Raw genomic sequence first — 11929 nt, 5'->3', positions numbered from 1 at the left:
CATGGCCTTGGTTTTGTACTACTAATCTTAGTATGTTTGGGGTGTTTATTATTGAAAACGATAGGAGAAACAAAATGATGGGATTCTAACCTCTCTGGGAGCGCAATTGTGGATTGAGAAATGGAAGGAATTTACAGAATTGTGTGAGGGAATATTATATTTAGAAATAGGATTGTTCCTCGAAGCAGCAAATTTTATCACGTACTGATTTTTGATTGGAAATAAAGATTTACATTTTTTGTCTTCAAATTTTAGTCACATACCTGTCTAAATTATGAAAAAATTACACGTAATATATTGCATGTTACGCAAAAAGATAGTATGATTAACAACATCGATATATTGCATATAAATTAAACAATATAAACTAAAATTTTACATCTGGGAGAGGGCATATTTATGAAGGAAAAACTTACATTTTCATCGTACGCAACTATAGGTGTGATGTTGTTTGCGTTATTCTTTGGAGCTGGTAATTTAATTTTTCCTGCTCAACTTGGACAACTTGCTGGAGAGAATGTATGGCAGGCGGTATTTGGCTTTTTAATTACGGGAGTAGGGTTACCGCTTTTAGGTATTCTGGCTATGAGTTTTTCTGGTAGTAAAAATCTCCAGGATTTGGCAGGTAGAATTCATCCAATATATGGCGTCTTATTTACTTCGTTACTTTATTTAACCATTGGCCCTTTTTTTGCTGCTCCCCGAACAGGGACAGTAGCATATGATGTTGGTATTTCACCATTTGTTAGTGAAGGATTCCAGCAAGGAGGCTTACTGATTTTTACACTTGGTTTCTTCTTCGTAACGTTACTTTTTTCGCTGTATCCTGCGAAAATTGTCGATTATGTTGGAAAGATACTAGCGCCTGGCATTGTTGTATTACTTGTAGTGTTGCTAGCTATGGTTGTCTTTCAGCCAATGGGCGCCTTGCAATACCCTCAAGAAGCATATACAAATGGTGCATTTGTGAAAGGGTTTTTGGAAGGATACAATACAATGGATGCTTTAGCTTCGCTTGTATTTGGTATTATCGTTATTAAAGCAATTCGTTCACTTGGTATTACCTCCAAAAGGGAGATACTAGGAGCGACTGCAAAGGCAGGATCTGTTGCCATCGTTTTATTAGGTGCAATATATGTTGGAATTGCTTATTTAGGTGCTACGAGTACGGAAGTTTACGGAATATTTGATACTGGTGGACCAGTGTTAAGCAGTGCAGCAACGCATTATTTTGGAACATTCGGTTTAATTTTATTAGCCATCGTTATTACCTTAGCCTGCTTAACGACGAGCATTGGTTTAACAACAGCTTGTGCAGAATATTTTCATTCGCTATTTCCGAAAGTAAGTTATAAGAAATTTGTTGTATTTTTCGCATTTATAACGTTTGTTATAGCTAATTTTGGGCTTGCGAATATTATTACCTACTCTATACCTGTATTAATGTTTTTATATCCTTTAGCGATTGTGTTAATGTTATTAGCATTCTTATCTCCATTGTTTTATCATAGACGAGCTGTTTATATTTCAGTTATATCTGTAACTTTTTTAATCAGTAGTATTGATGGTTTAAAATCATTGTGTGAGTCAGTAGGAATACCATATTTTGATTGGATGCTCCCAATAATTTCATTCTACGAAACAGTATTACCACTTTATCCAGAAGGGCTTGGTTGGTTACTTCCTGCATGTATCGTAATGATAGTTACTGGTGTTGTTATCCGAATTCAAAAAGCATCGACCGTTCATGCTTAACTAAAAAAACCGACTTTCTACTAGAGAAAGTCGGTTTCATCGTTTATAAACCTACCTATAAATGCTATTTTAATGCTTGAAATTCTTGAATGGTACGTAACCAGTTTTCCTTCATAATCGGAGCTAATGCCTCATTATTACCTTCTTTCATAAGTTTAATAATTTGGCTATGTTCTTCTATGGATTTTTCGGTTAGAATGATGGAGTTATGGAAGAATAATCGTCTTACATGGGCCTGTAAGTTAGCAATAATATTGTGGATATAAGGATTATTAGCAGCATCTACAATGATTTGATGAAATTCTTCATCAATTTTTAATGCAGCATAGTAGTTCTCAGAGCGAATGGCCTTGGCAAACCTCTCGTTAACCTCTTCCAATACCGCAATGATATCTTCTGTTAAGTTTTCAATAGCCAATTCTGCTGATAAAGCTTGTAAAACGGCTAAAGGCGGTAACAAATCATTCATCGATTCCTTTTCAACATCGGTTACTTGTGTAGCTTTCCCAGGAAACATCTTTACGAACCCTTGCACTTCTAAAAGTTGTAAGGACTCTCTGACTGGCGTTCTACTTACGCCTAATGCTTGAGCAAGTTCAGAATCATTAAGCTTCTCACCAGGTTGTAAGGTACCATCTATAATCCATTGTTGAATTTGATTAAATGCACTTTCTTTCGCGGATTGTCGAACTGGCTTGGAATGATCTGAAGGTATTGGCATATCTACTCCCCCTTCCTGAATAATTTTTAGTATACTAAACAGTATACAATAAAAATGGGAATATGAAAAATGCAATATATTAGTTGAAAATTGTAAGTGAGGAGGTCATTTTTTGGTTGCTTATGAGGACATCGTTTCCCAAGAGTTAGCACAATGGCGTAAAAAGATGTATGCGAAACCTAGCTTATTTAATCAGCTTTCTAAAAAAGCACAAACAAAAATAAACAATTGGATTCCTGAGAAGATACACGGTATCATAACCGATAGTATTAAAAATATGGTGAAGGCAACTTTGGTTGGTTCTCATATGACTACGCGAAAACCAGAAGTACAGGAATTGAATTTGTATCAGCAAGATCAACTTGTAAAAGAAAAGTTATCTACTTATAGAAAAACTGCATCTGCGGAAGGTGCAGGGACCGGTGCAGGTGGAATATTACTGGGATTTGCTGATTTCCCATTGTTACTTTCAATTAAATTAAAGTTTCTATTTGAAGCTGCTACGATATATGGCTTTAATACGAAGGAATATGAAGAACGATTATTCATTTTACATATCTTTCAATTAGCCTTCTCTAATGAAAAAACACGGAAACAGACCATGCGCATTATCGAAAATTGGGAACAAGAAAAGCAGCATTTATTAGATATGGATTGGCGGGCTTTTCAGCAAGAGTATCGTGATTATATTGATTTAGTTAAATTATTACAATTAGTCCCAGGTTTTGGAGCAATTGTTGGTGCCTACGCTAATTACAATTTACTGGACCAGTTAGGGGAAACAGCGATGAATGCTTACCGCCTCAGGATTTTGAATATACCAAAAAACTAAAGCTCCCGAATTGGGAGCTTTACCTTTTTAATATGGGTCGGCGTCGTGTCCTTTTTCAATAGCCTGTTCTGGTGCCTTTTCACTATCTTTATTGCCTAACGGATTTTTACTTGTCTCATCCATCATCATTTTCTTCGCTTCTTCTATCCCTTCACGCAAGCGACGGCCATATTCTTCATCTGCTTCTTCAGCAAGAGCAATCATTTTGTCTTGAATTCGTTGGTCGCATACGGAAATATCATTAACTAGATTTGTAATTAAATCGTCTTTTTCCCAGTCCTTGAAACGACGGAATGTTTCGCCTGCTTGTTTTGTGTTATTGTTTCTTTCAATGGATTCACGCACAAGCTCGCCTTTTACTTCAGGGGTGTATTCTTTTCCTGTTTGTTCTGCTTCTTTTAGTCCCCCTAATACCGAAGGCTCATAGTTAACATGAGGGTTTTGACCAGGTGCTTTATCGTTTTGTTGGCGTAATTGACCGCCTTCCTGATTGGTAGCAACTCGCTTCTTAGCAGCATTTATTGGAACCTGTAAATAGTTTGCGCCTACCCGATAGCGTTGTGTATCTGAATAGGAAAAGGTTCTCCCTTGCAGCATTTTGTCATCTGAGAAGTCGAGTCCATCAACAAGAACTCCGGTTCCAAATGCTGCTTGTTCTACTTCCGTAAAATAGTTTTCCGGGTTTTTATTTAATACCATTTTTCCAACTGGTAACCACGGAAACTTATCCTCTGGCCATAATTTTGTATCATCCAGTGGGTCAAAATCTAACTCGGGATGATCATCGTCGCTCATAATTTGGACAAATAACTCCCACTCTGGATAGTCACCTCTCTCAATCGCATCATATAAGTCTTGGGTAGCATGATTGAAATTGGTTGCTTGAATTTCATTTGCTTCTTGTTGAGTTAAGTTCTTAATTCCCTGTTTCGGTTCCCAATGATACTTAACTAGTACGGCTTCCCCTTCTTCATTTACCCATTTGTACGTATTTACTCCCGAACCTTGCATCATTCGATAGTTTGCAGGTATACCCCAGGGAGAATAAACAAATGTCACCATATGAAAGCTCTCTGGTGAATTAGCGCAAAAGTCAAAGAAACGCTCACTGTCTTGGATATTCGTAACCGGATCTGGTCGGAAAGCATGAATCATGTCTGGAAATTTCATGGCATCTCGAATGAAAAAGATTTTGAGATTATTTCCTACCAAATCCCAGTTTCCATCTTCCGTATAAAATTTAACAGCAAACCCACGTGGATCTCGTACCGTTTCTGGAGAGTGGTTACCATGAACTACTGTGGAGAATCGAATAAAAACAGGTGTCTGTTTTCCCTTATCCTGAAAGACTTTTGCTCTTGTATACTTAGATACTGGCTCATCGCCAGCCGTTCCATATGTTTCAAAATAACCATGTGCTCCTGCTCCACGAGCATGAACAATCCGTTCAGGGACTTTTTCACGGTCAAAATGACTAATCTTTTCAATAAAATCATAGTTCTCCAACGTTGCTGGTCCACGATTTCCTACTGTGCGGATATTTTGATTATTGGTAACGGGGTGTCCTTGCCTTGTCGTTAAGGTATCTTCATTTTCAATGTTATTAGGCTTATTTGGATCTTTTCTTTCCATTAGAATCACCATCCTATTTTCAATCAAGTTTCGCTGTTTTTAGTGTTGCCCATTTCATTGCAAATCATTCTTATTTTGTAACAGATACAGACGGAATAAGCTGATACATGATAAGATAATGATAGAGTATTTTGTATAGAGAGGGTTTTTCACGTGAAATTATCAGAAGCGAGACAAACAATGTCCCCATCCTATGATCCGTGGGAAGCATATTTAGATGTGGAACAGTATGGGGAAATGACATTGTCTAACATTGAATTTACAACAACAACGCTTTGTAATATGCGCTGTGCCCATTGTGCTGTTGGTTATACACTGCAAGGAAAGGATCCCGATGCTTTGCCAATGGAATTAATGGAACAGCGATTAGATGAAATTCCTCATCTGCGGACCTTAAGTATTACTGGCGGAGAGCCAATGATGTCAAAAAAATCGGTTCGTAATTATGTACTGCCATTGCTACAATATGCACATCAACGTGGCGTTAAGACACAAATAAATTCCAATTTAACATTGCCTTATAGCCGATATGAAGAGATCATCCCATATTTAGATGTATTACATATTTCACATAATTGGGGTACAGCAGAAGAATTTGCAGCGACTGGTTTTGCGAGGATGGAGAGAAAACCGACGGAGGAAAATCGAAAGAAATATTTTGAACGAATGGTGGCTAATTCCCAAAAATTATCAAGGGCAGGCGTCATGGTTTCTGCTGAAACCATGCTAAACGGCCGAACCTACCCTTATTTAGAAAAAATTCATGACCATGTTTTAGAAATGGGATGTACACGCCATGAAATCCACCCAATGTATCCAGTAGACTTTGCCAGTAATTTAGAAACCTTATCGTTAGAAGAAATGCGGATTGGCATTGAAAGATTATTAGATCATCGTGATCCAGATACATGGATGCTATTTGGGACGTTACCTTTTTATCCTTGTAGCTCATCCACAGAAGATATAGCGTTACAAAAGCGTCTTTTTCAAGAAAAAAATGTCTCAGTCAGGAATGATCCAGACGGACGATCCAGATTAAATGTCAATATCTTCTCAGGGGATATCATTGTTACGGATTTTGGAGATGAGCCAAAACTCGGAAATATTCAGACAACGTCTTTACCAGAAGCTTATGCGCGTTGGATGCAAACAGATACGGCTAAATCATTGAATTGTCATTGTCCAGCTGTCAAATGCCTCGGACCAAATATTCTTGTCAAAAACACGTATTACAAAGAAATGGATTTTCAAAAACGACAAACGAATATTATGTTATAGCAATAACACGCCATCATTTTTTTGACGAACGATTCAGTTCCAAAGACACTACGAATGAACGCCAGTAGTGTCTTTTTGTTGTGCCACTGGTATTCAACATAACAGACTGCATGTCTATTCTTCCTCTGATGAATATATACATATAGTAATAAACATCTTTTGGGGGTAAATTTGCGTTATGTCTTTAGAATTTCTTCAATTTTTACAAACCTATGAAAAGCTGATTTATTGTAGTTTAGCTGTTGTTGTTTTTTTCATGTTTTATTTGCTTAAAAAAGTAATTACTAGGAATTTATTTCTACTGCTATTAAAAATAAGTAAGCATCGACTTAACGGCTTCTTTTTGCAATTACGCTTGTCATTTGAACAACCTATACAGGGATTGATCTTAATACTTGGGGTTTATGTTTCTGTTCGAATATTTCCGTACCTCGATCAAGACCATGTGTTTTTTATGCATGTCATACGATCATCCATCATTTTTATGATCGGTTGGGGGTTATTTAATTTATCTTCATCTTCATCGTTGATGTTTACCAAATTAAATAAGCGATTTCATTTAAAGATTGATTCCATTCTTATTCCCTTCTTTTCAAAAGCTATCAGGCTCATTATCGTTGCAATTAGTCTTAGTGTTATTGCTCAAGAGTTTGGCTATGATGTCAATGGTTTTGTTGCTGGATTAGGGATTGGCGGACTTGCGTTCGCTTTGGCAGCTAAGGATGCATTGGCTAATTTATTTGGGGGCATTATTATCATTACAGAAAAACCATTTACAATTGGCGATTGGATTCTTACACCAAGTGTAGAAGGTACCGTTGAAGATATCTCTTTTCGAAGTACGAAAATCAGAACCTTCGCTCAAGCATTAGTTACCGTTCCCAACGCAACATTAGCAAATGAATCCATAACGAACTGGAGTAAAATGGGGAAAAGACAAATAACTTTTAGTTTACGTCTTACGTACGACACATCAAGAGAAAAAGTGGAGAGTGTTGTATCTCAAATTGAATTGTCATTAAGAGAGAATAAGAACATTCATCAAGATACAATCTTTGTTAATTTTGATACCTATAAAGAAAATGGACTCGATGTTTTTCTGTATTTCTTTACGAAAACAACCGATTGGGGAGATTATTCAAAGATTAGAGAATCTGTTAATCTGGAGATTCTTGATATTCTGGAAAGAGAAGCGGTTTCTATCGCTTTACCAACCAGAAAATTACTGATTGATAGAGATGTTGCTGCAAATGATCCTTTCGTTCAACAGCAGACATAATAAAAATCGGGCTGGGAAATAAAAGATAATTCCTAACCTAAAAAGAGACGATAATTGGCGGGACAGCCCCAGCTAAACCGAGGGGAAGGAAAATCGCTTACCCCGGTCTTCCGCCTCGTACTGTACCCTTGGCTCTGTTTGCCCTATCCCTATGGCAACATAGTTAAGATACAATGGAAAACGATATTTGTTTAAAAGAAGATTGCTTGTATGCACGGATAAGACCATTCGTAGTTATTTCGCGTTTAGTCACCCATTTATATGAATAACCAAAGGATGTATCCTTTTGAAATGGAAAATCATTAACACGTAATGTATGGTTATCTTTCCAAGTTATTTCTAGTGATTTTCCATGAAAACAATCTAATGTATCTGGTATCGGGATTCCATTTTTAAAGAAGGGATGTTCGTTTTTACCAGGTTCATTGATGCATAGAAATAATGAAAGGTTATCACATAACTGTAAAAGACCATAATGCTTCATGAATATATCAAAACGAAATTCTGGAAGCTGGCGAATAATTCGTTGCTGCCGTAATCTTTCTTGGCTAACAAACTGGCGACTTTCTAATTGATTATCGTCTAAAAGAAACCGAGTATAATGAAAACTGCATAATAATGCTGCGTATGAATCATGAGCTTCAACATTTTCAATTCCATTTGTGTAAAGCAATGTTTTAGCTGGATTGGGGAAATCGGTGAAGCTATAGGGGACTTGATGATAGTCGTTCCAAAACGGATCCTGATCATAAGCTTTCCAGCCACCATCATGCTGATCAATGGCTAAAAACAACGAGGATTGAAATGGAGAATTTGGCAAATGGAACGTATTCCATTGTCTAATCATATCACCAGAGACTCGTGCATGATGATCTTGTTCAATCATAATAAATCCATCTGGTTGTTCTCTAACAATCATGAAAATTGGCCTCCCTTTCTAAATTCAATGTAAGAATATCTGTTTTTTTCTATCCTTAACTTGATCTTGCACCTAATTTGCCTTATAGGACAAATTTTACTGATTGGATTTAGATAATTCAATTATTTAAAATTTTAATAGATAAAGGGGCTGAGACACAACTAAAAATAGGTAACCAAAAAGCCGAATGATAAAACAAGGTGAAATAAACGCTGATACGGAGTTTTTTGACGGAGGGATGATAGAACCTGTTTTATGTAAAAAAATAATTCGAACGGTTTCCGGTGAATCCGTTCGAATTATAAGATACTTATACCTCAGTCTCTTTTAAGTAGTCTGTTAATGATGATGGTCATGAGACCTTTCTTGTTCAGGTATATCTTTCTGTAAATATTCAAGATCGTTATCTGATAATTCTCCAACAATAAATTGTTGTTTGGGCATTATTTCAGAATCTTGATGCTTAATATGGGCCTTTATAAAATAGAGACCTTCACTTGAGAAGGAAGTTGTTAATTGGTATTTTCCATTGCCACGATTATCAGGTATTTTGTGAATGGTAGGTATTGATCCGTCTTGCTTCCAAATTTTAACATGAATGTTATCTACCTGGTCAACGGGATTTCCATCTTTTGTGAGAAGAATTTCTATAGTTTGTTCTTCTTTGGTTGATATGGAATCGTCTAAAGTTATTTCTGCATCTAGATTTGGTTCTTGTTTATACAGTTGGGCGACATTTGAATTAAGGGTACATCCGCTTAATAGTATGAATAACGTGAATAGTATCGAAGTAGATAGTAATCGATTCATATTCGTTCCTCCTTTAAGCATGAAAGAAATTTCGAAGTTTTGATATCTTGCGTATAACGAATCGATCTATTAAATAAACAAAGATAATAGATAAACCAACTAATGGAAAAGTAAGGCCTAATCCAATTATTAAAATGAAGAAGAGCTTCATGCTATAAATCGGAGGTGCCTTTGGTGCTCCTAAGCCATCATCTGGCTTTCGTTTCCACCATAGATAAAGTCCACTAAGTGCAACAAAAACAATACCAATGCATATGAATAAGCTGATGATTTGGTTTATAAACCCAAATTGTGTTCCTTTATGAAGAGTGATACCCCATGCAACGACTTTTCCAATTGATCCATAATTATCATAGCGGTAATCTGCTAAAACTTTTCCCGAGTACTGATCAATATGCATAGTGATTTCGTCTTGCGCTTTAGGAGGAAAAGCTGAAAGCGTGTAAACTCCTGTATTTTCTTGAGGAAGATACAATGTATAACTCGAATGCACACCTTCTCGATCAGCAATTGCTACAATGTCGTCGATAGAAACAGGAACCCTACCTTGAATGTCCGATTTGGGTACATCTAAAGTTTCTGCAGCCCAAGGGACTTCTGCAATATCTTTTGTTTCTATTTGGGAGGTTTGGGCGTTACCAACCCAAACAGAAGGAGGGTAACCATTACCTAAATTAGTCGTTACTGTTTGAAAATTCGTTCCCCAAAACCCTGACCAAGGTAGTCCAGTCAGGATTAAGAATAACATCCCTGCTGTTATCCAAAAGGCGGGCACTACATGTAAATCCCTTCGAAGTATTCGTTTTTTGCTAGTTAATCTCGGTACTAAGACACCAGATATTCGAAGCTTGTTTCTGGGAAACCACATGTAAAGGCCAGTTACAATTAATATAATTGCCCAGCAAGCAGCTAATTCCACAATACGGTCACCTAAAGTTCCAGCCATTAGTTCCCCATGAAATTCCTCGATTTTGTCCATTATTCTATCTTCGTTATTTAATTTTCCTAAGGATTTGCCTGAGTATGGATCAATAAAAATAGTTGATGATTGATCATCCATTGTAATATGGAATTCGCTTGAGCGTGTGGCATCCTCCCCAGGTCGATACGCTGTTATTACTGCATTAGGATCTTCGTTTTTAACTTTTTCCATCAGTTGAGATGGTGGAATTCGATCACCCTCAGGAGTTACTTCATAATAATCTTGATAGATGATTTGCTCTATTTGAGGCTTAAATAAATAAATGGATCCAGTGATAGCTAGGATAAGAAGAAATGGTGAAATGATAAGTCCTGCATAAAAATGCCATCGCCAGAAAAGTTTATAATTCGAAGCTTGCTTTTGTTTTTGTTGTCTGTTTTTGCTAGATAACATTGGTTTCTCCTTCCGACCTAACGTCTTGTTAAAAATTGTTATATTTATTTATCGTATTGTGATCCAATAATGGAATGACAAGAGTATAATGTAAGCTTGCTTTTAAAGTTTTTGTAATTGGTAGATAATAAATTGATAATGTGATTGTATGTGTTAACTTTTGTTTTATTTTAACATCATTTATATTGAGATGGAGTAGCTACTATGAAAAAGAAAATGAAAATAATGTGAAGACCAATTAATATATTTACAAAAAGTTCACATGTTTTTTGTTACTATTTGGTACATTAATACGTAATACTATGGATGGAATATATTTAAGGAAAATGTCTTTAAAACTATCGAAAAGGAAGATTGTTGATATGGCTTACATATGGTTAATTATTGGATTTGTTTTATTAATTAAAGGGGCAGATTTATTTGTAGATGGTTCATCCAATATAGCAAAATTATTACGTGTTCCTACTATTTTAATTGGATTAACCATTGTAGCTTTTGGAACTAGTTCACCAGAGGCGACGGTGAGTATCATTGCTGCATTAGAAGGAACAGCTGATGTATCAATGGGGAATGTTATCGGAAGTAATATCTTTAATTTAACCTTAGTTGTCGGGATTGCGACCATTATTTTCCCGATCAAAGTAGAAAATGAAACCATTCGTAAAGAAATTCCATTTACGCTGTTGGCTAGTGTGGCACTATTAGTTTTGATTAGTGATACAGTGCTTCAGGGGTTTGACGTGAATTACATCTCTCGTAGCGATGGATTAATCTTTTTATTATTCTTGTCTGTCTTCATGTATTATGTCATTGAGGTAGCGTTGAAAAGTAGAGAGAATGTAACCCAAGAAAAATCTTCGCACGATATTAAGTGGGGTAAAAATATTCTGTTAACGTTACTAGGGCTAGCTGGGATAATTATTGGCGGACAAATGGTTGTTGATAATGGTAAAGATATTGCCTATTCCTGGGGAATGAGTGAAGCTTTGGTTGGGTTAACTATTATTGCAATCGGTACATCTCTACCCGAATTAGTGACCTCCATAACAGCAGCTATTAAGAAAGAAAGTGAAATCGCTATTGGTAATATTGTAGGAAGTAATATTTTTAATATATTATTTGTTCTTGGATCTTCCGCTGTTATTACGCCGCTAGATGTAAACGGAAAAGTAGTGATCGATATCATTATAATGATTGCTCTGACTGTATTATTATTAGTTTTTTCTAGAACAAATTATAAAATTAGGAAAACAGAAGGGGTTATTCTTGTCATAGGTTATGTCCTTTATTTAACATATATTATCATCCGAAATTAAAAAAGTGCTGGA

Annotated in this window: 10 protein-coding genes; 5 read left to right on the top strand and 5 right to left on the bottom strand. The window is 36.2% G+C overall.

Annotation, left to right across the window (positions count from 1 at the left end; translation table 11 throughout):
• The first annotated feature begins 399 nt into the window (after positions 1–399).
• Complete coding sequence (brnQ, locus tag M948_RS23880) at positions 400–1755, top strand: branched-chain amino acid transport system II carrier protein (protein ID WP_021288863.1); 1356 nt, start codon at positions 400–402, stop codon at positions 1753–1755.
• A gap of 64 nt (positions 1756–1819) precedes the next feature.
• Here brnQ and M948_RS23875 read toward each other — a convergent pair whose 3' ends face one another.
• Positions 1820–2476: a GntR family transcriptional regulator gene (locus tag M948_RS23875; protein WP_021288862.1), complete on the bottom strand. Its 657-nt coding sequence runs from the start codon at positions 2474–2476 to the stop codon at positions 1820–1822.
• A 112-nt stretch (positions 2477–2588) separates the two neighbouring features.
• Between M948_RS23875 and M948_RS23870 the strand changes: the two genes are divergently transcribed.
• Entirely contained in the window at positions 2589–3308 is a 720-nt protein-coding gene (locus M948_RS23870) for an EcsC family protein (protein WP_021288861.1), read from the top strand.
• A gap of 27 nt (positions 3309–3335) precedes the next feature.
• On the opposite strand, the gene M948_RS23865 is transcribed toward M948_RS23870, so the two are convergent.
• On the bottom strand, positions 3336–4940 hold the full coding sequence (locus M948_RS23865) for a catalase (protein ID WP_021288860.1): 1605 nt from the start codon (positions 4938–4940) through the stop codon (positions 3336–3338).
• Positions 4941–5120: 180 nt separating this feature from the next.
• Between M948_RS23865 and yfkAB the strand changes: the two genes are divergently transcribed.
• Both yfkAB and M948_RS23855 read left to right on the top strand, forming a co-directional pair.
• Positions 5121–6218: a radical SAM/CxCxxxxC motif protein YfkAB gene (yfkAB, locus tag M948_RS23860; RefSeq protein WP_031334918.1), complete on the top strand. Its 1098-nt coding sequence runs from the start codon at positions 5121–5123 to the stop codon at positions 6216–6218.
• Between the two features lie 178 nt (positions 6219–6396).
• Positions 6397–7497 (top strand): mechanosensitive ion channel family protein, encoded by a 1101-nt coding sequence (locus M948_RS23855; protein ID WP_021288858.1) that lies wholly within the window; start codon positions 6397–6399, stop codon positions 7495–7497.
• Between the two features lie 163 nt (positions 7498–7660).
• On the opposite strand, the gene M948_RS23850 is transcribed toward M948_RS23855, so the two are convergent.
• From M948_RS23850 to M948_RS23840, 3 genes are all read right to left on the bottom strand, one after another.
• Positions 7661–8416 carry a DUF3891 family protein gene (locus M948_RS23850; protein WP_021288857.1) on the bottom strand — a complete coding sequence of 252 codons (756 nt, stop codon included), beginning with the start codon at positions 8414–8416 and terminating at the stop codon, positions 7661–7663.
• 339 nt (positions 8417–8755) lie between these two features.
• Complete coding sequence (locus tag M948_RS23845) at positions 8756–9226, bottom strand: FixH family protein (protein WP_021288856.1); 471 nt, start codon at positions 9224–9226, stop codon at positions 8756–8758.
• 13 nt (positions 9227–9239) lie between these two features.
• Positions 9240–10601, bottom strand: coding sequence for a PepSY-associated TM helix domain-containing protein (locus M948_RS23840; protein WP_021288855.1), 1362 nt, complete (start codon positions 10599–10601; stop codon positions 9240–9242).
• Between the two features lie 362 nt (positions 10602–10963).
• Between M948_RS23840 and M948_RS23835 the strand changes: the two genes are divergently transcribed.
• Positions 10964–11917, top strand: a complete 954-nt coding sequence (locus tag M948_RS23835) for a calcium/sodium antiporter (RefSeq protein WP_021288854.1) — start codon at positions 10964–10966, stop codon at positions 11915–11917.
• The last annotated feature ends 12 nt before the right edge of the window (positions 11918–11929 follow it).

Origin of the sequence: Virgibacillus sp. CM-4, from assembly GCF_000445495.1 — a bacterium.
Classification (GTDB): Bacteria; Bacillota; Bacilli; order Bacillales; family Amphibacillaceae; genus Virgibacillus; species Virgibacillus salexigens.
The sequence above is the reverse complement of the archived record's forward strand: the minus strand, read 5'-3'. Positions and strand labels throughout refer to the sequence as shown.